We start from the raw sequence: 26613 nt of genomic DNA, 5'->3' as shown, positions 1-26613 counted from the left end.
CGGGCCGCGGGCCCGGCCCCTGTGACGCGCCGGCCGGCAGGCACCTGGTGCGGGCCGGCGCACAGCCGTTCAGGCGGGCTGCGGTGCGGTCGTGGTCATGCCCTCGGAGAGCGCGAACCCGGGGTCCACCTGGGACGTCAGGTCGGCCCCGGTCTTGCTGTTGCCCCAGCTCTCGGCGTTCTTCACGTGGAAGTGCACCATCTGCCGGGTGTAGCGCTCCCAGTCGCGCCCTTCGTACGCGGCGTCGGCAGTGGTGTGCAGCGTGCGCAGCGCCTCTTGGTTGGCGTTCTCCAGCTCCACGAAGGGCGCGGGCCTGCCCTTCTCCATGGCGCGCACCCAGTCGGAGTGTCCGAACGTCACCAACAGGTCGTCACCCACCTGCTCCCGCAGGAAGGCGAGGTCGTCCGGACCCTGCACCTTGTTGCCGACCACCTTCAGCTCGACTCCGAAGTCCCGCGCGTACTCCTTGTACTGGCGGTACACGGCGACGCCCTTACGGGTCGGCTCGGCCACCAGGAAGGTCAGGTCGAAGCGGGTGAACATCCCGGAGGCGAACGAGTCCGAGCCGGCCGTCATGTCGACGACCACGTACTCCTGGCGGCCGTCCACGAGGTGGTTCAGGCACAGCTCCACGGCGCCCACCTTGGAGTGGTAGCAGGCCACGCCGAGGTCGGACTCGGTGAACGGCCCGGTGACCAGCAGGCGGACCGTGCGGTCGTCGAGGCGTACGTCCCGTGCGCAGGCGGCGTACACCGGGTTGTCCTCGACGACCCTCAGCAGCCGCGAGCCTGCGCCCGGAGGTGTTGTCTTGATCATCGCGTCGGCGGACGCGATGCGCGGGTTGTCACCGCGCAAGTAGTCCTTGATGAGCGGAAGATGGGCGCCCATCGCGGGGAGCGCGGCGGCCTGGGCGTCGTCTAGGCCGAGCGCGGCCCCCAAGTGCTGGTTGATGTCGGCGTCCACCGCGATCACGGGCGTGGCGGTGGCGGCGAGGTGACGGATGAACAGCGAGGACAGCGTGGTCTTGCCACTGCCGCCCTTGCCCACGAAAGCGATCTTCATGTTCACGAAGCGTAATTGCGGAATCGCCTTAAGTAAGGGGTTTACGTGAAGAAGACCACTCCAACGAGGGGTGTGCCCTTGTGGTGCGTAGGGTCGTCCCCATGAGTACGACAGCCGATCCGCTCGCGACCCTCGCCTCGCTCCCCGGAGTCGCCGACAGCGTGGACTCCGTACGCAAGAGCATCGACCGGGTCTACGGGCACCGGATCATGCGGCGCCGCAGCAACGAGGTCACCGCGGAGGCGGCCCTGCGCAGCGCGCGTGGCTCGGCGGCGCTGTCCGGCGCCGACTGGGCGCTGGAAGAGGTGCGCAGGCGCACGGACTTCAGTGGCGAGGGTGAGGAGCGCACCGTGGGCGCGGCCCTGCGCCTGTCGGCCGAGGCGGGGCAGCTCCTGAGTGTGTGGCGACAGTCGCCGCTTCGGGTGCTGGCCCGGCTGCACCTCGTTGCGGCGGGGGGCGACGCGCCTGATGAGAGTGTGGGTCGGCCCCGGCTGGCGGACGAGCCGGTGGACGAGCCGCTGATCGAGCTGCCGCTCCCGGACGCCGAGGAGGTGGCCGGCCGGCTGGACGGGCTGGCCCGCCTGCTGCTGTCCGGCACCCAGGCGCCGGCGCTGGTCACGGCTGCCGTGGTGCACGGTGAACTGCTCGCGCTGCGGCCCTTCGGATCCTGCAACGGCCTGGTGGCGCGCACGGCGGAACGTATCGTCATGGTCGGCAGCGGCCTCGACCCGAAGTCGATCTCCCCGTCGGAGGTCGGCCACGCGGAGCTGGGCCGGGCTGCGTACGTCGCGGCTCTGGAGAACTACGTGTCCGGCACCCCGGAGGGGATGGCGGCCTGGATCGCCCACTGCGGGCGCGCGGTCGAGCTGGGCGCACGCGAGAGCACGGCGGTCTGCGAGGCGCTCCAGCGGGGCGCGGCGTAGTAGCCCTTCGGGCGGTACGCGGGCCTTCAAGGGCCCGGACAAGGGTTGCGGCGGTACCTGGTCCTGCTCGGTACCGCCGCATTGCACTCCCGCCGGGTTACCAATGCGTGCACGATAGTCGCCGACAGGTCGGAGACTTTGTCCTTACCTGATGCGGCTGGCCCGTAATCGACGGGTCGGCGTCGCGTGGGTGCCCGACGTTCATGCTCGGTCCGTGGGGCCTACCTGCGTTGAAGGTGCTCCTCTCGGAGAATCCTTGGTCTCGCGGGCCGTTAATTCCTTTGTACTCCTGCTGTCCGGTAAGCGGAACCCCTCACCGCACATCTTTACTTTTGCCTTCAAACGGGGGTGATTCGGGCGCCTGCAGGGGCCCGGCTCCGCCTGAGGGACGCGCGTGAGGACTCGCCTCAGGCGGAGAGGGCGCGCGCCGGCGTGCCGCGCCGCCGGCTGGCGTACCAGACCAGGCCCGCGGTGGCGGCGGCCGCGCCCACCGCGACGGCGACCAGCGCCGGCCGTGGCGGCATGGCGAGCGACGGGATCCGCTGCTTCAGGCGCACCGGCCGGTTGAAGGTCAGCGTCGGCCAGCCGCGGGTCGCGGCCTCCCGGCGCAGCGCCCGGTCGGGGTTGACCGCGTGCGGATGGCCGACGGTCTCCAGCATCGGGACATCGGTCGCCGAGTCGCTGTACGCGTAGCAGCGCGCGAGGTCGTACCCCTCGGAAGCGGCGAGCTCCCTGATCGCCTCGGCCTTGGTGGGGCCGTAGGCGTAGTACTCGATCTCTCCCGTGAAGCGGCCGTCCTCGCCGACGACCATGCGCGTGGCCACCACCCGGTCGGCGCCGAGCAGCTCGCCGATCGGCTCGACCACCTCGGCTCCCGAGGAGGAGACGATGACGACGTCGCGGCCCGCGGTGTGGTGCTCCTCGATGAGGGACGCCGCCTCGTCGTAGATGAGCGGGTCGATCAGGTCGTGGAGGGTCTCGGCGACAATCTCCCGTACCTGCGCCACGTCCCACCCGCGGCAGAGCGAGGAGAGGTACTCCCGCATCCGCTCCATCTGGTCGTGGTCCGCGCCGCCCGCCAAGAAGACGAACTGGGTGTACGCGGTGCGCAGTGCGGCCCGTCGATTGATCAGGCCACCTCGGTAGAACGACTTGCTGAAGGTCAGCGTGCTCGACTTAGCAATGACTGTCTTGTCCAGGTCGAAGAACGCTGCCGCCCGAGGCGCTGAGTGCGGTGCTGAAGGAGTCGAGCTTCGGTTTTCCACAAGGCGAGCATAGGGGGGCACCATTCGGCGTAAGGTGTGGCGCGTGGGTTTGCCTGAGAAGGCTCTCGGGTACACCATGGAAGTCACGGATCGTTCGCGACCGTGCTAACCCGGCCCGGCTCCTCCCCCCCCGAGTCGGCCGTGGAGACGACCCCCGCTCTCCCCCCCGGCGGGGGTCGTCGCATGTCCGGACCCGTTTTTGGTCCCTGGGGCCTGCTTCCTGATCTTCCTTCGGCGATCGACCGCCGCGCGCCGTCGCGCCCATCGTTCGTAACTTACCGTAATCAGAAGACTGCTCTCAGGAAGTTTTCCATAGTCACCGGTATAGGTGACCGGGATATTCACAGCCTCAGTAGTTGTCCACAGTTTTCGACCAAGATCCACGAAATTTTCCGGATCGCTGCACCGTGAAAGTCCGCGAAGTTCGCGGATGTGCGAGTTGTGTAGCGACAGGGGGACGGAACGTGGCCGGAAGCAACGATTTGGATCGTATGGACCGGGTCTCGCAAGAGCCCGGACCGTTGATCGTCACGGAGGACGAAAGTCTCCTCGACGATCTCCTCAGACTCTGCGCGGCGGCCGGCACGGTGCCGGCCGTGGCGCACGGAGGCAGCGCCCGGGCCGCGGGCTGGGAGACGGCCCCGTTGGTGATCGTCGGGGAGGACTGCGTCCACCGGCTGCGGGGCACCGGACGCCGGGCGGGCGTGGTCCTCATCGGACGCGACGCGCGGGAAACCCGTGTATGGGAGCAGGCCGTCGAGATCGGCGCCGAGCGCGTCCTCGGACTGCCGGACGGAGAGAGCTGGCTGGTCGACCGGATCGCGGACGCGGTGGAGGGCGATCGGCGGCCGGCGCTCACGGTGGGCGTGCTCGGCGGCCGGGGCGGCGCCGGCGCGAGCACCCTCGCCTGCGCCCTGGCGGTGACCGCCGCGCGACAGGGCCACCGGACGATACTGATCGACGCCGACCCGCTGGGCGGCGGCCTCGACGTGCTGCTCGGCGGCGAGCGGGAGAAGGGGCTGCGCTGGCCCGCCTTCGCCGAGTCCCGCGGCCGGGTCGGCGGCGGCGCCCTGGCCGAGTCCCTGCCCCAGCTCCACGCGCTGCGCGTCCTGAGCTGGGACCGCGGGGACTCGGTCACGATCCCGCCGCCGGCCATGCGCGCGGTGATGTCGGCGGCCCGCAGACGTGGCGGTGTCGTGGTGGTCGACCTGCCGCGCCACCTCGACGAAGCCGTGTCCGAAGCGCTCTCCCAGATCGACATCGGACTGCTGCTGGTCCCCGCCGAACTGCGCGCGACGGTGGCGGCCCGGCGCATCGCGGTCCCTGCTCGGGCGGCCCTGCGCGATCTGCGCGTGGTGGTACGCGAGACGCCGGGCCCCGGCCTGCCGGAGAGCGAGCCGGCCCGGCTGCTCTCGCTGCCCCTGGTCGGCACCGCGCCCTGGGACCCCCACCTCGCGGACTCCCTCGCCCGCGGCGCCCCACCGGGCGCGCATGCGAGGGAGCCGCTGGCCCGGTTCTGCACGGAGTTCTGGGGGCGGGTGCTGGGTGGATCAGAGGGTGCCGCGAGTACGTCCGGCACTCCGGGCACAGGGATCTCATGCCGCGGCGGCCTTACGGGTACGGCGGGAGCTGCACAGTCCCGCTCGGAGGCCGGCGAGGGGGCCGTCTCATGAACGGCTTCGGTGGGGTGCGGAAGGAAGCCCGGCGGGCGGTCGGTGCCGGGCGGGGGAGACCGGCCCGTACCGGGACGCGTGATCTCATCGCAGCGCGCGGCCTCGTGGGGACACGCGGCCTCACCGGGGCGCGTGGCCTTCCGGGAGCAAGGGGTGTGCCCGGCGCGGCGAATCAGGTCGGCGTGGCGGAGCCGCCCGGGGCCGAGCCCGGGGCGGGCACGCAGCGCCTGGGGTCCGGGACATGCGGTGGCGCGGGGGACGAGCTCCTGGAGGCCGTACGCCGGAGACTCGCCCGGGCCGGTGCCGAGCCGACGCCCGCCCGAGTGGCCGTGGCGCTGCGCGAGGAAGGGCGGCTGCTCGGCGATGCCGAGGTGCTCGGCGTCGTGGCCGCGCTGCGCTCCGAAATGGTCGGCACCGGCCCCCTGGAGCCGCTGCTCACCGCACCCGAGGTGACGGACGTACTGGTCACCGCGCCCGACGAGGTGTGGGTCGACCGCGGTGGCGGACTGCGGCGCGCGGACGTGCGCTTCCCCGATGCCGCGGCCGTCCGCCGACTCGCCCAGAGGCTGGCGGCGGTGGCCGGGCGGCGCCTGGACGACGCGCACCCCTGGGTCGACGCGCGGCTGCCCGACGGGACCCGTCTGCACGCCGTGCTCCCACCCGTGGCGGTCGGTTCGACCTGCCTCTCGCTGCGGGTGCTGCGCCCGAAGGCGTTCACGCTGGAGGAGCTCGTCGCGGCGGGCACGGTGCCGCCGGGCGGCGACCGGCTGCTGCGGTCGGTCCTGAGCGCCCGGCTGTCCTTCCTCGTCAGCGGCGGCACGGGCAGCGGCAAGACCACACTGCTCAGCGCCCTGCTGGGCCTGGTGGGGCGGGACGAGCGGATCGTCCTGGCCGAGGACTCCGCGGAGCTGAGGCCGGACCACCCGCACGTCGTACGACTGGAGACCCGTCCGGCGAACCAGGAGGGCGTCGGCCTGGTCACGCTGCGGGACCTGGTGCGCCAAGCACTGCGCATGCGTCCGGACCGGCTGGTGGTGGGCGAGGTGCGCGGCCCCGAGGTGACGGAGCTGCTGGCCGCGCTCAATACCGGCCACGAAGGAGGCTGCGGCACTGTGCACGCGAACGCCGCCGCCGATGTCCCGGCCCGGCTGGAAGCGCTCGGCTCGACCGCCGGGCTGGACCGCGCGGCCCTGCACAGCCAGTTGGCCGCCGCGCTCTCGGTCGTACTGCACCTCGTACGGGATCGCACGGGTCACCGTCGCATCGCCGAGATCCACGTCCTCGACCGGGCCCCCTCGGGCCTGGTCACCACCACACCGGCCGCGGTCTGGCACCCGACCGGCTTCCGACGGGCCGAGGGCTGGGCACGCCTGGCCGCCCTCTGCCGCCGGGGAAGCGCCATGAGCGGCGGAGACGACGTGAACGGGGACATGCCATGAGCGGGGAAGTGGCGGCGGATGCGATGACGCCGGTGTGCGCGGCGTTGCTGTGCGCGGGGGCCGGACTGTGGACGACCGGTGGCCGGGGCAACTCCTTGCGGCGCGCGCGGTTGCTGCTGGCAGGAGGTGAGGCCGCGGGCCCTGGACATGCCGTAAGGCGACAGGGTGCTGGGAAGTGGCCACGTACCGGGCGGCGTTGGGCGGACGGCGAACGGGCGGTCCATAGGCGCTGGACGTGGGCGGCCGCTCGGTCGGCGCAACTGGGGCATGCCCTGTGGTGCCTGCCTATCGGGGCCGTACTGGGGCTCCTGGGCCAGTCGTGGCTGCCGGTGGCTCTCGGGGCGCTGGCCGTGCCCGTAACGCACCGCTGGCTGACCGGCCGCGCCGCGCAACGGGAACGCGACCGTCGTCGCGACGACGTGATCGCGTTCTGCGCGGCGGTGGCCGCCGAGCTGCGCGCGGGCTGCCAGCCGGGGCAGGCCTTGGTACTGGCCGGTGCGGAGGGCCGGGCGGGGCCGGCCGGATGGGGCAGCGCGGGGGACGCGGTGCTGGCGGCGGCGCGGTTCGGCGGGGACGTGCCGGGTGCGCTGCGCGAGGCGGCGCGGCTGCCGGGCGCGGAGGGGCTGACGGGCGTGGCCGCGTGCTGGCAGGTCGCCGTGCAGGGCGGCGTCGGCCTCGCCGCAGGCATCGAGCGCGTCACGGCAGGGCTCCGGGCGCAGCGGCACCAAGAGGCCGACCTGCAGGCCCAGTTGGCGGGTGCTCGCACGACGGCCTTGATGCTCGCCCTCCTTCCGGCCTTCGGACTGCTCATGGGTAGTGCGCTGGGCGCGGACCCGCTCCATGTGCTGCTGCACACGCCGGTCGGCTGGGGCTGTCTGGCGGTCGGCGGGCTGCTGGAGTGGGCCGGGGTGCTCTGGACGGGGCGCATCGTCCGCATGGCCGAGGGGCGGGCGGACCGATGACCGCTGAAGTTATCCACAGCCTGGGGATTGTTTTCGCGCTCGCGACTACCTTGGTCTGTACGGCACTGGTCATCCGCCGGGCCGCCCGCACGGCAGCCGTACGACGCCGCGCGATCCGTATTTTCTCAGCTGTGGGGGAGGTGGCCCGCACCTCGACGGTTGTGGGGGCGGCGGGACGCGTCCACTTGGAGCGGCGAAACGACGCTGTTCGGGAGTGGGGCGTGGTGGCCGCCGCGACGGGTGTCGGCCTTGTCCTGGTCGGCGGGGTTGTCGGGGCCGTACTGGGGGCCGCGGGTGCTTTCGCCACGCGAGGCCCTCGGCACCGGGCCCGGGCCCGTTCCGCCGCCCGCGCGGCGGAGGTTGCCGTACGGGAGCAACTGGCCACCGCCGCCGATCTGCTGGCCGGCTGTCTCGCGGCGGGGGCGAGCCCCGGCGAAGCGGCGGGCGCGGTGGGTGAGTCCCTCCGCGGCCCGGTCGGCGAGCGGCTGCGCCACACCGCGGCGGAGCTGCACCTCGGGGGCGAAGCCGACGCGAGCTGGGGGCGGTTCGCGGAGCTCCCGGGAGCACGGGAGTTGGGGCGCTGCCTGGCGCGCGCCGGTATATCCGGCGTGCCGGCCGTCGAGTCGGTCGCGCGGATCGCGGCGGACCTGCGGTCCGAGTGGGGCCGCGCGGCAACGGGGGCTGCGCGCAAGGCGGGTGTGCTCGTGACCCTGCCGCTGGCGGTGTGCTTCCTGCCGGCCTTTCTGGTGATCGGGGTGGCCCCGGTCCTCGTCGGACTGGCCCAGGGCTTGCTGCCCCACGTGTGACGGCCCAACGACCAACGACTGACGAACCGAACAAGCCAAACGAACAGAACAACGACGCAGTAACTGCCATTCCATCAGGGGGATCTCATGACAACAGCAGCACGTAAGCCGTCCGGACAGCCGACGACGCCGTCCGAGAAGGCGTTGGACATCGCGACGAGGGGCGGACAGGGGGCTGCCGCGCCATCCGAAGGGCGAACTCCCGTGCCCGCGTGGGCGGCTGCGGCCGGCAGCGCCGTACGTGAGGCGAGGGCCGGGGCGACCACAGCCGCCGGGGAAGGCCGGGATGCGGTGACGGTGGCAGGCGGGCCCGCGGCGTGGGCCGCCTGGGCCGCCTCGTGTCTCGACTACAGGAAGGTGACGGGGCGACTGGCGGCGAGGCGCCGGGCCGGGTACTTCAGGGGCGAGTGGGGCCGGCGTCGGCGTGCTGCGCTGCGGCAGAGGGTGGACCGCGGCATGGCGACGGCCGAGTACGCTATGGGAACGCTGGCGGCCTGTGCGTTCGCCGCGGTGCTCTTCAAGGTCGTGACGAGCGGGGCGGTGAGCTCGGCCCTGAGCTCGGTGATCGGCAAGGCGCTCCATGTCCAGGTCTGACCCGGTCGGCGGGGCCGCCGAGCCGACAGCCGTGTCGCTGAAGGCGGCTGCCGATCGGGGGATGGTGACGGCCGAGGCGGCGGTGGTGATTCCGACGCTGGTGCTGTTCGTGGCGATGCTCCTGTGGGGGCTGATGGCGGTGTGCGCGCAGATCCAGTGCGTGGACGCGGCCCGTGCCGGAGCCAGGGCGGCGGCGCGTTCGGAGCCCGAGGGCGCCTCGCTGGCCACGGCCCGGGCGGCCGCCCCGCGCGGGGCGCGGGTGGCGTTGCGACGGGAGGGTGACCTGGTGCGCGTACGGGTCGTGGCGGCGGCTCCGGCGCTGGGGCCGCTGGCCATGACGCTCAGAGGGGAGGCGGTCGCTCTTGCTGAGGAGACGGTGGGGCGGTGAGCCGCGGCGCGGGAGGCACGGTGAGCTGCCGAGACGGCGCAGTGGTGAGCTGCCGAGCAGACGGCGCAGGGATGAGCCGTGGAGACGGTGCAGCAGTGAGCTGCGGAGACGGCAGGGAGACAGGGGCTCAGCGACGGTCTGGGTAGCGGTGAGCAGCATGGCGTTGTGCGCGGTGTTCGCCGTGGTGATCGTGCTGGGCCAGGCCGTGATGGCCCGTCACAGGGCTGGTGCGGCCGCGGATCTGGCGGCTCTCGCCGCCTCGGCGCGGAGCGTGTACGGAGAGGGGGAGGCGTGCGGCGCGGCCCGTCGGGTCGCGGCGGCGCAGGGTGCCCGGCTGGTGCGGTGTGCGGTACGGGCCGCCGTCGCCGACGTGTCGGCCGAGGCCCGGGCGGGACCCTTCGCCCCGCGCATCCGCTCCCGGGCGGGCCCGGCGGACGCACTCCTGAACCCGACCGGCGTGCCCCCACCCCGAAATCAACCGCCGCCATCCCCACCGGCCCCCGCCTCGGCCCCAGCAGTGGACCCGCCGCCAGGGACAGCAGTGCCCCCGGCCCCGGCCCCGGCCTCGGTCGCCCCGGCACCAACCCCAGCCCCCGCCGCCCCCCGCAGCAGCTCCGTAAGCAATCGCACGGCGCCTCGTTTGTGGAGTGGTTCGTTGCCGTTGCCGCATTTGGGGGACTGGATGCAGGAGGGGCAGCCGGCGTCGCACTCGCAGGAGGCGATGGCCTGGCGGGTGGCGGTGAGCCATTCGGCCGCGGTGTGGAAGGCGCGTTCCGCGAAGCCCGCGCCGCCGGGGTGGCCGTCGTAGACGAAGACCGTGGGCAGCAGGGTGTCGGGGTGCAGCGGGACCGAGACGCCGCCGATGTCCCAGCGGTCGCAGGTGGCGAAGAGCGGAAGGATGCCGATGGAGGCGTGTTCGGCGGCGTGCAGGGCGCCGCCCAGCTGTTCCGGACTGACCCGGACCGCGTCGAGCTGGTCTTCGGTCATGGTCCACCACACGGCGCGGGTGCGCAGCGTGCGCGGCGGGAGGTCGAGTTTGGTCTCGCCGAGCACTTCGCCCGTGATCAGTTTGCGGCGCAGGTAGGAGACGACCTGGTTGGTGACCTCGACGGAGCCGAAGCACAGGCGCGCGTCGCCCCACGGCACCTCGGTGTCGGTCTCCAGGATGGAGATGGCGGTGGTGTCGCGGGCGGTCGTGGACCAGGGCGGCGTGGACTCCTCGACCAGGGCGACGCTGTCCTCCAGGTCCAGGTGCTGCACGACGTACGTACGGCCCATGTGCAGGTGCACCGCGCCCTCGTGGACGGTGGAGTGCGCGGCGGCCTCGTCCACCGTGCCCAGCAGCCGGCCGGTGGCGGCCTCCACGACCTGGACGGGGGAGCCGCCCTGGCCGCGGATGTCGGTGAGGTCGGCGGCGCGTTCGCGGCGGGTCCAGTACCAGGACTTGCCGCGGCGGCGCAGCAGCCGGCGGCGTTCCAGGCCCGCGAGCACATCGGGGGCCTCCGGGCCGAAGAGGGCCAAGTCCTCCTCGCCGAGTGGGATCTCCGCCGCAGCCGCGCACAGGTGGGGCCAGAGGACGTACGGGTTGTCGGGGTCGAGCACGGTCGACTCGACCGGCTGGGAGAAGAGGGCTTCGGGATGGTGGACGAGGTAGGTGTCCAGGGGGTCGTCGCGGGCGACGAGCACGGCGAGCGCGCCCTGGCCTGCCCGGCCCGCACGGCCCGCCTGCTGCCACAAGGACGCGCGGGTGCCGGGATAGCCCGCGATGAGGACGGCGTCCAGGCCGGAAACGTCGATGCCCAGTTCGAGCGCCGTGGTGGCGGCGAGGCCGAGGAGGTCGCCGGTGTGCAGGGCGCGCTCCAGGGCGCGGCGCTCCTCGGGGAGATAGCCGCCCCGGTAGGCGGCGACGCGCCCGGGCAGCGATCTGTCGACCTCCGCGAGGCGTTCCTGCGCGATCAGGGCGATCAGCTCGGCGCCGCGCCGGGAGCGTACGAAGGCGACGCTGCGGACGCCCTGTACGGCGAGGTCGGTGAGCAGGTCGGCGGTCTCGGCGGTGGCGGTGCGGCGTACGGGAGCGCCCTGCTCGCCGTGCAGGTCCGTCAGCGGCGGCTCCCAGAGGGCGAAGACGACCTCCCCGCGCGGCGAGGTGTCCTCGGTGATCTGCACGGCGGGGCGGCCGATGAGCCGGGCGGCGGACTCGGCGGGCTCGGCGGAGGTGGCGGAGGCCAGCAGGAAGACCGGTTCCGAGCCGTAGCGCGCGCAGACCCGGCGCAGCCGGCGTATCACCTGCGCGACGTGGGACCCGAAGACGCCGCGGTAGGTGTGGCACTCGTCGATGACCACGTAGCGCAGCGCGCGCAGGAAGGAGGACCAGCGGGCGTGGGCCGGGAGGATGCCGCGGTGCAGCATGTCGGGGTTGGTGAGGACGTAATTGCCGTACTGACGCACCCATTCGCGTTCTTCGACCGGCGTGTCGCCGTCGTACACGGCCGGGCGGATCGCCGTGCCCAGCGGGGCGGCCAGATCGCGTACGGCGCGCCGCTGGTCGGCGGCGAGCGCCTTGGTGGGAGCGAGGTACAGCGCGGTCGTCCCCCGCCCGTTGGGCGCCTCGGCACCGTCCAGCAGCTCCGACAGCACGGGGGCCTGATACGCCAGCGATTTTCCGGAGGCGGTGCCGGTGGCCACGATGACCGACTCGCCGCGCAACGCGTGCTCCGCCGCGCGGGCTTGGTGACTCCAGGGGCGCTCGATGCCGGCGGTACGGATGGCGTCGATCACTTCCGTACGGATAGATGCGGGCCAGTCGGCATGGCTGCCGATCCGCGGGGGCAAGTGCTCCGTATGGGTGATGCGCGTAGCGCGGATCTCTCCCCTGGCGAGACGGTCGAGGACCATGCCCGGGGAGGGGCGCGCACCCGCATCCGGAGGCGGTTGATTGGAGGCCATCGGCACCGAGTGTGTCACCGGAGTGACGGACAATGCTCTTAAGGCGTCGTGCGCGCCTGCTGGTAAGTGATTGAATGCCATCGCGGCTGCCGATCCATGGGGGGCGACCGCTCGATAGCAAGGTGCTGGAGGATCCGTGGACCTGTCCCTGTCGACCCGTACCGTTGGCGACCGTACGGTCGTCGACGTCGGTGGCGAGATTGATGTATACACCGCGCCCAAGCTGCGGGAGCAGCTGGTCGAGCTCGTGAACGACGGCAGCTACCACCTCGTGGTGGACATGGAGCGCGTCGACTTCCTCGACTCCACCGGGCTCGGCGTGCTGGTGGGTGGCCTGAAGCGGGTGCGTGCCCACGAGGGCTCGCTGCGCCTGGTCTGCAACCAGGAGCGCATTCTTAAGATCTTCCGCATTACCGGACTGACAAAGGTGTTCCCGATTCACACCTCGGTCGACGAGGCCGTCGCGGCAACCGACTGACGGCTGTTCGGTGCCCCGTGCCGTGTGCACGGGGGCAGGAAGCAGTGGGGGGTACCGGACGACGCGTCCGGCCCCCTGCCTAGCACGCCCGCATATCGAGGGGGATGGCAATGGCCACCGTCGAACTTCGTTTCAGCGCCCTGCCCGAGCACGTACGGACCGCGCGTCTGGTCGCGGCCGCCGTGGCGCGACGGGCCGGGGTGGACGAGGCGGTGCTCGACGAGGTCCGCCTCGCCGTCGGTGAGGCGTGCAGCCGTGCGGTGGGTCTGCACCGCAGTAACGACGTCACCGCGCCCATCACGGTCATGCTGATCGAGGACGAGAAGAAGTTCTCCATCGAGGTCGGTGACGAGGTGCCGGGGACGCCCGCCGGATCCGAGCCGGGCGTCCAGGGCGCCGGCGGCGAGCCGGACGGCGCGGAATCCGTGACCGGCGACGAGGCCGAGGACGAGATGGGCCTCGCGGTGATCAGCGGCCTGGTCGACGACGTCGAGGTGTCCTCCAGCGAGACCGGTGGCGTCATCCGCATGAGCTGGCCGACGGTCCCGGACCCCGTACTGCCGTAAGCCCGGCCCCGTACTGCCGTAACTCCAGGCCCCGTACTGCCGTGAGTCCGGACCCGTACTGCCGTAAGCCCGGACCGGTACTCCCGTGAGCCCGGGGCGGCCCCGTCCTGGCAGGGCCCCGCCACAGCCCGATGACTCCGGGCCGACCGAGCGCCCTCGCAGGGCTTCCTCGTAGCGCCCTCACAGCGCCTTCTGACGGCCCTGCCCCGCCGGCACCCCGCCCGGCGTGCCCTGGGCCGCACACCGCCCTGCCAGCGGCCTTCAGCGGCCGCCCGAAGCGAACCCCCGCGTCCAGCCCTCGCGTCCAGCCCCCGCGTCCACTGAGCGTCGCGCGCAGCTGTACCGGCGGGCCTACGTACGCGCCTACATGTTCGTACGCGTACGCACACGCGAGCCGTTCCGTCGGCGCCGGGCGCCGGAGCGGAGGCCGTTGCTCCGCGGCGCGCCCCGTGCGGCCTGCGCGAAAAGGATCTCGTGCGGCCGCTCTGAGCAGCGGCGTTCAATAGGACAGCGAGATCATCCGGATGCGGTCAGCGAATTTGCTGCTTTCCGTCTTTCGGGCGAATTCTCGGAGCGATCACCTATTGATCTTCGCGGCTGCAGGCGAATTCCCTTTGACGCGTACTGTTTTGATCTAGTGCGGCTCCCTACAATCCGTCCACATCTTTGCTCAGGACGCCTGAGCGTGCATTCGCGCGCCCATGTGCCAAACGTCAAGGAGGACGAATGGCGGGGCCTTACACCCCTCAGATGCTCGACACCCCCACATACCTGGCCGAGCCATCGCTGACGAGCGGCAACCGCGGCATGGTGCTGGTGATCGCCCTCGTGGCACTGGCGGCGCTCGCCGTCGCGGCCGTACTGGTACGGCAAGTGCTCGCGGCCGGCGAGGGCACCGACAGTATGAAGAAGATCGCCGCTGCCGTGCAGGAAGGCGCAAATGCCTATCTCGCACGGCAGTTGCGCACCCTCGGCGTATTCGCCGTCGTGGTGTTCTTCCTGCTCATGCTGCTGCCCGCCGACAACTGGACGCAGCGCATCGGGCGCAGCGCCTTCTTCTTGATCGGTGCGGGATTTTCCGCGGCCACCGGCTATATCGGCATGTGGCTCGCGGTGCGCAGCAATGTGCGCGTCGCCGCGGCCGCCCGCGAAGCCACTCCGGCCGAAGGCGACACGGCGCCCCGTGATCTGACCGCCGTTTCGCACAAGGCGATGAAGATCGCATTCCGTACGGGCGGGGTCGTCGGCATGTTCACGGTGGGCCTCGGCCTGCTGGGCGCCTCCTGCGTCGTCCTCGTGTACGCGGTGGACGCCCCGAAGGTGCTGGAAGGATTCGGCCTGGGCGCCGCGCTGATCGCCATGTTCATGCGAGTCGGCGGCGGCATCTTCACCAAGGCCGCCGACGTCGGCGCCGACCTGGTGGGCAAGGTCGAGCAGGGCATCCCCGAGGACGACCCGCGCAACGCCGCGACCATCGCGGACAACGTGGGCGACAACGTCGGCGACTGCGCCGGTATGGCCGCCGACCTGTTCGAGTCGTACGCGGTCACCCTGGTCGCCGCGCTGATCCTCGGCATGGCCGCCTTCGGGGACGCCGGTCTCGCCTTCCCGCTGCTCGTCCCGGCCATCGGCGTCGTCACGGCGATGATCGGCATCTTCGTCGTCGCGCCCCGGCGCTCCGACCGCAGCGGCATGACCGCCATCAACCGCGGCTTCTTCATCTCCGCCGCGATCTCGCTGGTACTGGTGGCCATCGCCGCCTTCACGTACCTGCCGTCCACCTACGCGGGCCTGACCGGCGTCACCGACGACGCGATCACCGGCCGGGCGGGCGACCCCCGCGTGCTGGCCCTGGTCGCGGTCGCCATCGGCATCGTGCTCGCCGCGCTCATCCAGCAGCTGACCGGCTACTTCACCGAGACCAACCGGCGCCCCGTACGGGACATCGGCAAGACCTCGCTGACCGGCCCCGCGACCGTCGTACTGTCGGGCATCTCCATCGGCCTGGAGTCGGCGGTCTACTCGGCCGTGCTGATCGGTCTCGCCGTGTACGGCGCGTTCCTGCTGGGCGGTACGTCCATCATGCTGGCGCTGTTCGCGGTCGCGCTGGCCGGTACGGGCCTGCTGACCACGGTCGGCGTCATTGTCGCCATGGACACCTTCGGGCCGGTCTCCGACAACGCGCAGGGCATCGCCGAGATGTCCGGCGACGTGCAGGGCGACGGCGCGCAGGTGCTCACCGACCTGGACGCGGTCGGCAACACCACCAAGGCCATCACCAAGGGCATCGCGATCGCCACGGCGGTGCTCGCGGCGGCCGCGCTGTTCGGGTCGTACCGGGACGCGATCGCCAGGGCCGTGGGCGAGGTGGGCGAGGCCGCCACGGGCATGGGGCTGAGCCTGGACATCTCGCAGCCCAACAACCTCGTCGGGCTGATCATCGGCGCCGCGGTCGTCTTCCTCTTCTCGGGGCTGGCGATCAACGCGGTGTCCCGGTCGGCCGGTTCGGTGGTCTTCGAGGTGCGCCGGCAGTTCCGGGAGAAGCCCGGGATCATGGACTACACCGAGAAGCCCGAGTACGGGCGGGTCGTCGACATCTGCACCAAGGACGCGCTCCGCGAGCTGGCGACTCCCGGCCTGCTGGCGGTGCTCACCCCCATCGCGGTCGGCTTCTCGCTCGGCGTCGGCGCGCTCGGCTCGTTCCTGGCGGGCGCGATCGGTACCGGCACCCTGATGGCGGTGTTCCTCGCCAACTCCGGCGGCGCCTGGGACAACGCCAAGAAGTTGGTCGAGGACGGCCACCACGGGGGCAAGGGCAGCGAGGCGCATGCGGCGACCGTCATCGGTGACACCGTGGGCGACCCGTTCAAGGACACCGCGGGCCCGGCGATCAACCCGCTGCTGAAGGTGATGAACCTCGTGGCGCTGCTGATCGCGCCGGCCGTGGTGAAGTTCAGTTACGGCAATGACGCGAACGCCGGCGTACGGATCGGGGTCGCGGTCATCGCGATGCTCATCATCGTGGGCGCGGTGTACCTCTCGAAGCGCCGCGGCATCGCCGTGGGTGACGAAGACAACTCGGGGAAGGTCGCTCAGACGGCCGACCCGGCGGTCGCCTCCTAGCGGGGGGACCGGCACAACCGCTCAACGGGCGGGTGCCCGAGGTGTTTTGTACGCCTCGGGCACCCGCCCGTCGGCGTGCCGGATACGAGAGTTATCGGTCACCGTCCCTTGGTGCAAATGGCTTCAATGCGGGTCGTACGGGATGCTCGTCTCATGGTCAAAGCCCTCTGGGCGTGTATGTTCCGGGGCCGAGAGCCATGGAAGGGACCAATCCGGTGAACAAGAAGCTTGTGGCTGCACTGTCCGGCGGTGCGGCACTGGTGCTCGCGCTGACCGGCTGCAGCGACGACAGCAACAAGAAGCTCAATGACTGGGCCAAGCGTTTCTGCGACCCGGCGCAGGCTCAGTTCAAGCAGATCCAGGACGCCAACGCGTCGATGCAGACCGCTGACGACGGCAGCACCGACTCCAAGAAGGTCCAGCAGACCGATTCCCAGGCGTTCCAGAAGATCTCGGACGCGTACGGCTCGCTGGCGCAGTCCCTGAAGAAGGCCGGCGCCCCGCCGGTCGACGGGGGCGATGCGGACCAGAAGAACGCCGTCAAGGAGCTGAACGGGCTCTCCTCCGGCTACGCGGACCTCAAGAAGCAGGTCGACGGGCTGGACACGAAGGACAAGCAGAAGTTCGCCGACGGGCTGCGCTCGCTTTCGGACGGCATCAACAAGCTCAACAAGAAGAGCGAGGCCGCCTTCAAGAAGCTGGAGTCCGGCGACGTCGGCAAGGCGATGGCGGGTCAGAAGGGCTGCCAGACCCAGAAGACGACGGCTTCGCCCAAGAAGAGCTCATAGTGCTGCGCATATGGGCCGTGCGGCCCGGTCGGTCCCCGGAGAGCGGAGGGAAACCCTCTCCGGAGAGGGCCGGCCGGGCCGCTGCCGTCGTGGCGGTGGTTCGCTGTCAGTGGTTGCCCTGACAATGGGAGCGTGAGTACGCACCTCCCCGTCGCAGACGACCGAGACCCCGAGTCCGCCGCCCGCACCTCCCGGCTGCGGGAGGCGCTGCTGGCCGCCGGCTTCACCGCCGACGGCCTGCTGGAGCTGCTCGGCGCCACCGCCTACGCCGCGCTGGCCCGCAGCGAGACCGTGCCGGCCCTGCGCGCCACGAGAGGCGACAGCCCGCAGGCGACGCTGGTGCGGCTCTTCCTGCTCCAGCAGCCGGTGCCGGCCGCCCGCGCGGGCGCCGCGCTGCCCCTGGACGACTGCCTCGCCGACGGCTGGCTCGTCCGGGACGGCGACGAGGTGCGCGCGAGCGTGGACGTACGGCCGTACGGCGGCCCCGAGGGCCAGGACTGGTGGATCGTCTCCGACCTGGGCTGCGCGGTCGGCGGCGCGGGCGGCATCGGCCGCGGCCCGGCCGACGTGGACCGCGCCGAGCTGGTGCTCGGCGTGGGCGGCGCGTCCACGACCCTCGCCGGGCTCACGCTGCGCCCCCAGGGCGGCGCCCCGGCCGCGGGCCCGTCCTTCGACTCGGTACTCGACATCGGTACGGGCTCCGGCATTCAGGCGCTGCACGCCGCCCAGTACGCCACCCAGGTCACCGCCACGGACCTGAACCCGAGGGCGCTGCGCATCGCGGCCCTCACCCTCGCGCTCTCCGGTGCGCAGCCCGCCGACCTCCGGGAGGGCTCGCTGTTCGAGCCGGTCGGCGAGGAGACGTACGACCTGATCGTCTCGAATCCCCCCTTCGTGATCTCCCCGGGCGCGCGGCTGACGTACCGGGACGGCGGCATGGGCGGCGACGACCTGTGCCGCACGCTGGTGCAGCAGGCCGCAGGCCATCTGAACGACGGCGGGTACTGCCAGCTGCTGGCCAACTGGCAGCACGTCGAGGGCGAGGACTGGCGCGACCGGCTGCGCGAATGGGTGCCGCGCGGCTGTGATGCCTGGATCGTGCAGCGCGAGGTGCAGGACGTCACGCAGTACGCCGAGCTGTGGCTGCGGGACGCCGGCGACCACCGCGCCGACCCGGAGGAGTACGCGGCGCGGTACGAGGCGTGGCTGGACGAGTTCGAGGCGCGCAAGACGAAGGCGGTCGGCTTCGGGTGGATCACGCTGCGCAAGTCCGGCGCCGAGGACCCCTCGATCACGATCGAGGAGTGGCCGCATCCGGTCGAGCAGCCGCTGGGCCCCGCGGTGCTCCGCCACTTCGAGCGCCAGGACTATCTGCGGGCCACGGACGACGCGGCGCTGCTGGCCGGGCGGTTCAAGCTGGCTCCCGAGGTCGTGCAGGAGCAGGTCGGGCTGCCGGGCGCGGAGGACCCGGAGCATGTGGTGCTCCGTCAGAACCGCGGTATGCGCCGGGCGACGAAGGTCGACACGGTGGGTGCGGGCTTCGCCGGGGTCTGTGACGGCTCGCTGCCGGCCGGGCGCATCCTGGACGCCATCGCCCAACTGGTCGGCGAGGACCCGGTGATGCTGCGGGACCGCACGCCGGAGGCGATCCGGATGCTGGTCGAACAGGGCTTCCTGGAGCCGGTCGACGGCCCGGTGGCGGCCGCGGCCCCTGGGGAGGGCTGACGGCGGAGGCGGGCTTACGGGGGGACGGCGGGCTCGCAGCAGTACGTACCGGGGAAACGCTACGTACCGGGGGATGTGAAGCCCGTACGGGGGAGTAGCCGCGCGCGTTCACCCGCTGTTCGCCCGCGGGCCGTACGGGAGTGCCAGGGTGCCCGTATGGAAAGTGGACCCGCGGTGTTCTCCGGTGCCGCCTTCGCGCTCTTCGGCGGCGGACTGCTGCTCTGGCTGGTGGCGCGTGTCAGCTTCCGTGCGCCGGTCGCCCACGGCGTGAGCCGCCCCCTCGCGGTCACCATGACCGCGCTCTTCGGCACGCTGTTCCTGGCGGTCGGCTGCTGGCTGCTGTCCGCCGCATAGCGGGGCGGCGGCCCTGGCCCCCGTAGGGCGGCCTTCGCCCCTGTAGGGCGGCCCTCGCCCCCGTAAGGCGGTCAGCCCACCACGTTCCGTACGACGCCCCAGACGACCGCGGTCGTCAGGGCCGCGGCCAGGGCGCGCGGTGTCGGCCGGGGGCGGTAGCGGCGCCCCCGCAGCCCTTCGTAGAGCAGCCGCCCGCCCACGTACGCGGCGAGCGGCACTCCGAGGAGGAGCAGCGCCGCGTTGTCGTGAAAGGCGGCGGACAGATCGCCGTGCAGCAGGTCGTAGACCATGCGGGTACCGCCGCACACCGGACACAGCAGGCCGGTCATGGCGTTGAAGGGGCAGCGCGGCAGCAGCCGGCCCGGCTGGTGCGGGTCGGTGTGCCACAGATAGGCGCAGGCCGCCGCCGTGAGACCGGTCACCGCCGCGGCGCCCAGCAGAGTCGCCCGCCGCACCCGCCGCCCGTCCTCCGACGCGCCCGGGATCGGCGGTGCCGGCGGCGCCGGAACCGCGCCGGCGAGGACGTCGCGCTCGCTCGTCATGCCCTGTGCCCCCCGAAGACGTCCGTGTGTGACCCGCCACCCATCCTGTCAGCCGTCCGCGCGCCGGTACCGGGCCCCCGTCCGGTACCCCCGGGGGGTCGCGCACAGCCCCGGAAAGGCCCGGGAGAAATGCGGATGGAACACGGAAACGGAATACCTTCCGAACCCCTTCCGTTCCAGCTCCGGAGCGTTTGCCGGAGCCGGATCCGGAGTATCCCCTTCCGCGGCACGCAGCGCCGTCGGCCGCCCCCTCGCGGCCCCTTCCGCCGCCCCCCTGCGGCGCATGATCACGCCGAGTGGCGGGGCCCGCGGTGCGCGGTCCGGGCGGCATGAAGGGCTGGACTCGGGTTACCGTTCGAGTGGCGTTGTGGGCTTTTTCCGTTTGACACGGGGGCGGGATGTACCGTCACACTCCGCAGCGTCACCGCAGAGTCGCCCTCGGGAATTCCCTCCCGAGGTACCCCCCAGCGCCGACCGGAGAGAAGAGCGAAGTTGTCCCCGACCAGCGACACCGCACAAGGCGGCGGCCGCCGACTCGTCATCGTCGAGTCGCCTGCCAAGGCGAAGACGATCAAGGGCTACCTCGGCCCTGGATACGTCGTCGAAGCGAGCGTCGGGCACATCCGTGACCTTCCGAACGGCGCCGCCGAGGTTCCGGCGAAGTACAAGGGCGAGCCGTGGGCCCGCCTCGGCGTGAACGTCGACGCCGATTTCCAGCCGATCTATGTCGTGAACAGCGACAAGAAGGACCAGGTCAAGAAGCTCAAGGAGCTGCTGGCCGAGTCCGACGAACTCTTCCTCGCCACCGATGAGGACCGCGAGGGCGAGGCCATCGCCTGGCACCTGCAGGAGATCCTCAAGCCCAAGGTCCCCGTCCACCGCATGGTCTTCCACGAGATCACCAAGGACGCCATCCGGGACGCCGTGGCGAACCCGCGCGAGCTGAACAAGAAGCTCGTCGACGCCCAGGAGACCCGCCGCATCCTCGACCGCCTCTACGGCTACGAGGTCTCGCCGGTCCTGTGGAAGAAGGTCATGCCGCGGCTGTCGGCCGGCCGCGTCCAGTCGGTGGCCACCCGCCTCGTCGTCGAGCGGGAGCGCGAGCGCATCGCCTTCCGCTCCGCCGAGTACTGGGATCTGACCGGCACGTTCGCCACCGGCCGCAAGGGTGACGCGACCGACCCGGGCACCTTCGGGGCCCGCCTGACGACCGTCGACGGCCGCCGCGTGGCCCAGGGCCGCGACTTCGGCTCCGACGGCCGGCTCAAGTCCGACCAGGTCCTGCACCTGGACGAGGCGAATGCGCGAGCGCTGGCCGCGGCGCTGGAGGACACGCAGTTCTCCGTCCGCTCGGTCGAGTCCAAGCCGTACCGCCGCTCCCCGTACGCCCCGTTCCGTACGACGACGCTGCAGCAGGAGGCCAGCCGCAAGCTGGGCTTCGGTGCGAAGTCGACCATGCAGGTGGCCCAGAAGCTGTACGAGAACGGCTTCATCACCTACATGCGTACGGACTCCACGACGCTCTCCGACACCGCCATCGCGGCGGCCCGGGCGCAGGTCACGCAGCTCTACGGCGCCGACTACCTCCCCGAGAAGCCGCGCAGCTACGCCGGCAAGGTCAAGAACGCGCAGGAGGCGCACGAGGCGATCCGCCCCTCCGGCGACCGCTTCCGCACCCCTGCCGAGACCGGTCTGACCGGCGACCAGTTCAAGCTGTACGAGCTGATCTGGAAGCGCACGGTCGCGTCCCAGATGAAGGACGCCACCGGGAACAGCGTCACCGTCAAGCTCGGCGGCACCGCGAGCGACGGTCGCGACGCCGAGTTCAGCGCGTCCGGCAAGACCATCACCTTCCACGGCTTCCTGAAGGCGTACGTCGAGGGCGCGGACGACCCGAACGCCGAGCTGGACGACCGCGAGCGCCGGCTGCCGCAGGTCGCCGAGGGCGACGGGCTGACCGCCCGCGAGATGTCCGTCGACGGTCACGCCACCAAGCCGCCGGCCCGCTACACCGAAGCGACGCTGGTCAAGGAGCTGGAGGAGCGGGAGATCGGCCGTCCGTCGACGTACGCGTCGATCATCGGCACCATCCTGGACCGCGGCTACGTCTTCAAGAAGGGCACGGCCCTGGTGCCGTCCTTCTTGTCCTTCGCCGTGGTCAACCTCCTGGAGAAGCACTTCGGGCGGCTCGTCGACTACGACTTCACCGCCAAGATGGAGGACGACCTCGACCGCATCGCACGCGGCGAGGCCCAGTCCGTGCCGTGGCTGCGCCGCTTCTACTTCGGTGAGGGCGACGCCGCGGGTGCCGCCTCCGAGGCGGGCAACGGCGACGGCGACCACCTCGGCGGCCTGAAGGAGCTGGTCACGGACCTGGGCGCGATCGACGCCCGGGAGGTGTCCTCCTTCCCGGTCGGCGACGGCATCATGCTCCGGGTGGGCCGCTACGGCCCGTACGTGGAGCGCGGCGAGAAGGACACCGACAGCCACCAGCGCGCCGACGTGCCGGACGACCTGGCGCCCGACGAGCTGACCGTGGAGTACGCCGAGGAGCTGCTGGCCAAGCCCAGCGGCGACTTCGAGCTGGGCACGGACCCGGAGACCGGCCACCAGATCGTCGCCAAGGACGGCCGGTACGGCCCGTATGTCACCGAGATCCTGCCCGAGGGCACCCCGAAGACCGGCAAGAACGCGGTCAAGCCGCGCACGGCCTCGCTCTTCAAGTCGATGTCCCTGGACACGGTCACGCTGCAGGACGCGCTCAAGCTGATGTCGCTGCCGCGGGTCGTCGGCCAGGACGCCGAGGGCGTGGACATCACCGCGCAGAACGGCCGCTACGGCCCGTACCTGAAGAAGGGCACGGACTCGCGCTCCCTGGAGAGCGAGGAGCAGCTCTTCACCATCACGGTCGACGAGGCGCTGGAGATCTACTCCAAGCCCAAGCAGCGCGGCCGCGCCGCCGCCAAGCCGCCGCTGAAGGAGCTGGGCACGGACCCGGTCAGCGAGAAGCCGGTCGTGGTCAAGGACGGCCGCTTCGGCCCGTACGTGACGGACGGCGAGACGAACGCGACCCTGCGCCGCGACGACGACGTCGAAACGATCACCCCGGAGCGCGGCTACGAGCTCCTGGCAGAGAAGCGCGCCAAGGGCCCGGCCAAGAAGAAGACCGCCGCGAAGAAGACGGCGGCAAAGAAGGCCCCGGCAAAGAAGACGACCGCCGCCAAGAAGACGACCGCGAAGAAGACGGCCGCCAAGAAGACGACGGCCAAGAAGACCGCGGCGAAGAAGACGACTGCTGCCAAGAAGACGGCAGCGGCCAAGACAAGCCCGTCCGGCGATTGAGGACGAGCCCGAAGGGCCGATTTCGGGGAGACGGGGGCGCAAGCCCTCAGGGGCGCGGGGAGTGCCGATGTGCGGCTCCGCCGCGTGGGCGCGACCAGCCACAACGTGGCCGCAGACGGCTGCCGGCAAGGCCCGCCCCGGACAGAGGCCGATCTTCTGTTCGGGCGGGCATCCGGCGACACGCCGGATCCCGCTAGGCTGGCGGAATGACGCGTACCGAGCAGCCAACGGACGTGACCCCCACATCAGGCGCACTCGCCGCGGACTCCCGCGAGCGCGCCGTGCGAGCCCTGTTGCGCTTCCCTCCCCTCAAACGGCTGTGGAGCGCTCAGTTCGTCGGTGGCATCGGTGATGCCCTCGGCGTCCTGGTACTGGTGCTGCTCGCGCTCCAAGCGGCGGTCTTCACTCCCAACGGAGGCGTCGCGGCCTTCGGCGGCGGATACCGGGGCGCGGCCTTCGCGGTCGCCGCCGTCTTCGGTGCCCGGCTGCTGTCGACGCTGCTCTTCGGTGCCGTGCTGCTCGGCCCGCTCTCCGCGCTGACCGCCCCGGATGGTCCGCTGGACCGCCGCTGGACGATGATCGCCGCGGACTGCCTGCGTGCCCTGCTGCTCATCGTCGCCCCCTTGTGGATCGACTGGGTACGGGGCGACGCGCTGGCCTTCGTACTGATCACGGCCTTCGTCGTCGGTGTCGCCGAGCGCTTCTGGACGGTGTGCCGGGAGAGCGCGGCCCCCGCGCTGCTGCCCGCGCCGCCCGCCGAGGGCGACGCCGTGAGACCACTGCCGGACAACCACGAGGCGCTGCGCCGCCTCTCGCTGCGCACGGGCTTCGTGGCGCTCCCCATCGCCGCCGCCGGCCTCCTGGTTGTCACGCTGGTCGGGAACGCGCTGGGGGCGGGCATCGACTGGTTCCACACGCACCAGGCGGCGCTCGGCTCGTACGTCGCGGCCGGCCTGTTCGCCGCGTCCGTCTCGATCCTGTACTTCCTCGAATTCCCCGGCGTCCGGACCCCGCGTCCGCGCTCGCCCCTTGAGGGCCTGCGCCGCCCGAAGACCGGCACCGGCCTCGACAAGGGGCGTACGGGCGCGATCCCGCTGCTCGTACTGGCCTGCGCCGCGGTCGCCGCCGCGATCGCCGCGGCCGTCGCCCTGACCGTGCTGCACGTCCGCGACCTCGGGGGCGGCCCGGTCGGCTTCGCCCTCTTCGTACTGGCCCTGACCGGCGGCCCGGTGCTCGGCATCCGCAGCGCCCGTAAGGTGCTGCCCGGCTTCTCCCGGCGCCGGCTGCTCGCCCTCTCCGTGGCCGTCACCGGCCTCGCGCTGCTGGCCATGGGCCTGGTGCCCGACCCGACCACCGTCCTGCTGCTGGCGCTGCTGGCCGGGGTGAGCGCCGGCATCGCCGCGCACACCGGGCACGCCCTGCTGGACCAGGAGACCGAGGAGTTCCGCAGCTCCCGTACGACCGAGCACCTGCACGCCGTCGTGCGGCTGGCGATCGCGCCCGCCGCGATCGTCGCCCCGCTGCTGGCCGCGGCCATCGGCCCGCACCACCTCGGTACGGGCTCGTTCGTCTTCGCGCACGGCGGCGCGGCCTTCACGCTCATGCTGGTCGGCGCGCTGCTGCTGCCGGTCGCCGCGTGGGTACTGGGCAAGACCGACGACCGGCAGGGCGTCTCGCTCCGCCGTGACCTGCGCGAGGCGCTGCGCGGCGGCGACCCGGCCGAGGCCCCGGCCGCGACCGGCTTCTTCATCGCCCTGGAGGGCGGCGACGGGGCCGGCAAGTCCACCCAGGTCGAGGCGCTCGCCGACTGGATGCGGGCCAAGGGCCACGAGGTCGTGGTGACCCGCGAGCCGGGCGCCACCGCCATCGGCAAGCGGCTGCGCTCGATCATCCTGGACGTCTCGACCTCCGGGCTGTCGGACCGCGCCGAGGCCCTGATGTTCGCCGCCGACCGCGCCGAGCACGTGAACAGCGTGATCCGGCCCGCCCTGGAGCGCGGCGCCGTCGTGATCACCGACCGGTACATCGACTCCTCGGTGGCGTACCAGGGCGCGGGCCGCAACCTCGCGCCCACCGAGATCGCCCGCATCTCCCGCTGGGCCACCGACGGCCTGGTCCCGCACCTCACGGTGCTGCTGGATGTCTCCCCGGAGACCGCACGCGAGCGCTTCACCGAGGCGCCGGACCGGCTGGAGTCCGAGCCCACCGAGTTCCACGAGCGGGTGCGCAACGGCTTCCTGACGCTGGCCGCCGCCGACCCGGCCCGTTACCTGGTCGTCGACGCGGGGCTGGAGCCGGAGGCCGTCACCACGGTCGTACGGCACCGCCTGGACCAGGTGCTGCCGCTCTCCGAGGCCGAGGTCGAGGCGCAGGCCGAGGCCCGCAAGGCCGCCGAGGAGGCGGCCCGCAAGAAGGCCGAGGAAGAGGCGGCGCGCAAGGCCGAGGAGGAGCGGCAGGAGCGCGAGCGCCAGGAGCAGCTGGCCCGGCTGCGCGCCGAGGAGGAGGAGCGCAAGCGCCGCGAGATCGAGGCGGCCAAGGCGCGCGAGGAGGCCCGGCAGGCGGAAGAGGCCCGGCAGCGTGCCGAGGAGGCCCGCCGCCAGGCCGAGGAGGAGCGCAAGCGCCGGGAGGCCGAGGAGGCGGCCCGGCAGGCCGAGCGGGAGCGGCTGCGCCGGCAGCACGAGGAGGAGAAGCGGCTGCGCCAGGAGGCCGAGGAGCGCCGCCTGGAGAAGCAGCGCAAGGCGGAGGAGGCGCTGCTCCGTGCCGAGCAGGCCCGGCTCGCCGCGGCCTCGGCGGCGGAGGGGCTGCACGACTCCGATGCGCCGACCACGGAGACGCCGGTCGTCAGCATGCGCAAGGAGTACGCGCCGCGGGACGCCGCGGAGACCGTGCCCGGTGGGACGCCGCGGGTGGACATGCACAAGGAGGCGGCGCGGCCGGGCGCGGGCTCGGGCGAGGCGGCCGACCGTACGGGCGCCGGCTCCGGCTCGGACTCCCGCTCCGGCTCCGATTCCGAGGAGACCGCCGTACTGCCGCAGCCGGAGCCGGCTGCGGACAGCGATGGTGACGACGACCGGACGGCCCCGGACGACCGGTCCGGTGACGGCCGGCGGGCGCCCTCCGCGCGCTCCGGTGCCGCCGACGAGACGGCGGTACTGCCCTCCGTACGCCCCGAGGACGCGGCGCACAGCGGCGCGGCCGACGAGACCGCCGTACTGCCGCCGGTACGCCCCGAGGGCCCGGAGGACCGGGTGCCGTCGTGGATGTTCCGTCCCGAGCAGGGCGGCACGCGCCGTCCCGCCGCCGAGTCGAGCACCGAGCGCACGGCCGAGCTGCCGCAGATCGACCCGGCGACGGGCCTGCCGTCCCCGGGCCGGACCGGGCAGTCGCCGTACGAGTCGTACGCGCCGCAGCAGCCGCACTCCCAGTACGAACAGCAGCCGCGGCCGGGCGCCGGACGGCGCCGCCCGGAGTGGGCCGAGGAAACCCCGCTCGACGACCTCCCGACCCTCGCGGACGAGCTGCTCGGCCCGCGCGACACGGAGGAAGAGGAGGAGCGCCGCGGCCGCTGGGGCCGCCGCTGATCCCCGCCTCTCCGGCCCTCGGTACGTACGCGTACCGGGGGCCGGTGGCTTTTCCG

Annotated in this window: 19 protein-coding genes and 1 pseudogene; 16 read left to right on the top strand and 4 right to left on the bottom strand. The window is 72.3% G+C overall.

Features of this window, described 5'->3' with window-relative positions; translation table 11 throughout:
• Positions 1 to 69: 69 nt before the first annotated feature.
• Positions 70 to 1062: an ATP-binding protein gene (locus tag AB0I82_RS22885; RefSeq protein ID WP_363259201.1), complete on the bottom strand. Its 993-nt coding sequence runs from the start codon at positions 1060 to 1062 to the stop codon at positions 70 to 72.
• A 101-nt stretch (positions 1063 to 1163) separates the two neighbouring features.
• On the opposite strand from AB0I82_RS22885, the gene AB0I82_RS22880 reads away from it, so the two are divergent.
• A complete protein-coding gene (locus AB0I82_RS22880) occupies positions 1164 to 1985 on the top strand; it encodes an oxidoreductase (RefSeq protein ID WP_363259200.1) in 822 nt (273 codons plus the stop codon).
• A gap of 407 nt (positions 1986 to 2392) precedes the next feature.
• Here the strand turns inward: AB0I82_RS22880 and AB0I82_RS22875 are convergent, their stop codons facing one another.
• Entirely contained in the window at positions 2393 to 3274 is an 882-nt protein-coding gene (locus tag AB0I82_RS22875) for an HAD-IB family hydrolase (protein WP_363259199.1), read from the bottom strand.
• Positions 3275 to 3741: 467 nt separating this feature from the next.
• Here AB0I82_RS22875 and ssd point away from each other — a divergent pair, with 467 nt between their 5' ends.
• The 7 genes and pseudogenes from ssd to AB0I82_RS22840 form a co-directional block, all read left to right on the top strand.
• Positions 3742 to 4923 (top strand): septum site-determining protein Ssd, encoded by a 1182-nt coding sequence (ssd, locus tag AB0I82_RS22870; protein WP_363259639.1) that lies wholly within the window; start codon positions 3742 to 3744, stop codon positions 4921 to 4923.
• 227 nt (positions 4924 to 5150) lie between these two features.
• Entirely contained in the window at positions 5151 to 6362 is a 1212-nt protein-coding gene (locus AB0I82_RS22865) for a TadA family conjugal transfer-associated ATPase (protein WP_363259638.1), read from the top strand.
• Between the two features lie 350 nt (positions 6363 to 6712).
• A complete protein-coding gene (locus AB0I82_RS22860) occupies positions 6713 to 7324 on the top strand; it encodes a type II secretion system F family protein (protein WP_363259198.1) in 612 nt (203 codons plus the stop codon).
• A 224-nt stretch (positions 7325 to 7548) separates the two neighbouring features.
• Positions 7549 to 8130 (top strand): type II secretion system F family protein, encoded by a 582-nt coding sequence (locus AB0I82_RS22855; protein WP_363259197.1) that lies wholly within the window; start codon positions 7549 to 7551, stop codon positions 8128 to 8130.
• 87 nt (positions 8131 to 8217) lie between these two features.
• A complete protein-coding gene (locus AB0I82_RS22850; protein ID WP_363259196.1) occupies positions 8218 to 8724 on the top strand; it encodes a DUF4244 domain-containing protein in 507 nt (168 codons plus the stop codon).
• 61 nt (positions 8725 to 8785) lie between these two features.
• A complete protein-coding gene (locus tag AB0I82_RS22845) occupies positions 8786 to 9112 on the top strand; it encodes a TadE family type IV pilus minor pilin (RefSeq protein WP_363259637.1) in 327 nt (108 codons plus the stop codon).
• A gap of 157 nt (positions 9113 to 9269) precedes the next feature.
• Positions 9270 to 9482, top strand: a pseudogene (locus AB0I82_RS22840) (Rv3654c family TadE-like protein); the annotation flags it as partial.
• 104 nt (positions 9483 to 9586) lie between these two features.
• Here AB0I82_RS22840 and AB0I82_RS22835 read toward each other — a convergent pair.
• Positions 9587 to 12139 (bottom strand): DEAD/DEAH box helicase, encoded by a 2553-nt coding sequence (locus AB0I82_RS22835; protein ID WP_363259194.1) that lies wholly within the window; start codon positions 12137 to 12139, stop codon positions 9587 to 9589.
• A gap of 55 nt (positions 12140 to 12194) precedes the next feature.
• On the opposite strand from AB0I82_RS22835, the gene bldG reads away from it, so the two are divergent.
• The 6 genes from bldG (at position 12195) to AB0I82_RS22805 (ending at position 19092) form a co-directional block, all read left to right on the top strand.
• Complete coding sequence (gene bldG, locus AB0I82_RS22830; protein ID WP_030260174.1) at positions 12195 to 12536, top strand: anti-sigma factor antagonist BldG; 342 nt, start codon at positions 12195 to 12197, stop codon at positions 12534 to 12536.
• A gap of 110 nt (positions 12537 to 12646) precedes the next feature.
• Positions 12647 to 13102 (top strand): ATP-binding protein, encoded by a 456-nt coding sequence (locus AB0I82_RS22825; RefSeq protein WP_363259193.1) that lies wholly within the window; start codon positions 12647 to 12649, stop codon positions 13100 to 13102.
• A 726-nt stretch (positions 13103 to 13828) separates the two neighbouring features.
• Positions 13829 to 16225 (top strand): sodium-translocating pyrophosphatase, encoded by a 2397-nt coding sequence (locus tag AB0I82_RS22820; protein WP_363259192.1) that lies wholly within the window; start codon positions 13829 to 13831, stop codon positions 16223 to 16225.
• 215 nt (positions 16226 to 16440) lie between these two features.
• Positions 16441 to 17013: a small secreted protein gene (locus AB0I82_RS22815; RefSeq protein ID WP_363259191.1), complete on the top strand. Its 573-nt coding sequence runs from the start codon at positions 16441 to 16443 to the stop codon at positions 17011 to 17013.
• 132 nt (positions 17014 to 17145) lie between these two features.
• A complete protein-coding gene (locus tag AB0I82_RS22810; RefSeq protein ID WP_363259190.1) occupies positions 17146 to 18738 on the top strand; it encodes a methyltransferase in 1593 nt (530 codons plus the stop codon).
• Positions 18739 to 18894: 156 nt separating this feature from the next.
• Positions 18895 to 19092: a hypothetical protein gene (locus AB0I82_RS22805; RefSeq protein WP_363259189.1), complete on the top strand. Its 198-nt coding sequence runs from the start codon at positions 18895 to 18897 to the stop codon at positions 19090 to 19092.
• Between the two features lie 71 nt (positions 19093 to 19163).
• On the opposite strand, the gene AB0I82_RS22800 is transcribed toward AB0I82_RS22805, so the two are convergent.
• Positions 19164 to 19634 (bottom strand): DUF2752 domain-containing protein, encoded by a 471-nt coding sequence (locus AB0I82_RS22800; RefSeq protein WP_363259188.1) that lies wholly within the window; start codon positions 19632 to 19634, stop codon positions 19164 to 19166.
• A 492-nt stretch (positions 19635 to 20126) separates the two neighbouring features.
• Between AB0I82_RS22800 and topA the strand changes: the two genes are divergently transcribed.
• Entirely contained in the window at positions 20127 to 22976 is a 2850-nt protein-coding gene (gene topA, locus AB0I82_RS22795) for a type I DNA topoisomerase (protein ID WP_363259187.1), read from the top strand.
• Between the two features lie 206 nt (positions 22977 to 23182).
• The gene (gene tmk / locus AB0I82_RS22790; protein ID WP_363259186.1) at positions 23183 to 26557 is read left to right on the top strand and encodes a dTMP kinase; all 3375 of its coding nucleotides are present in this window, start codon (positions 23183 to 23185) and stop codon (positions 26555 to 26557) included.
• Positions 26558 to 26613: the final 56 nt, after the last annotated feature.

The organism is Streptomyces sp. NPDC050315 (assembly GCF_040655775.1).
GTDB lineage: Bacteria > Actinomycetota > Actinomycetes > Streptomycetales > Streptomycetaceae > Streptomyces.
Note: the sequence above shows the minus strand (reverse complement) of the source record. Positions and strands in the feature narration are given on the sequence as shown.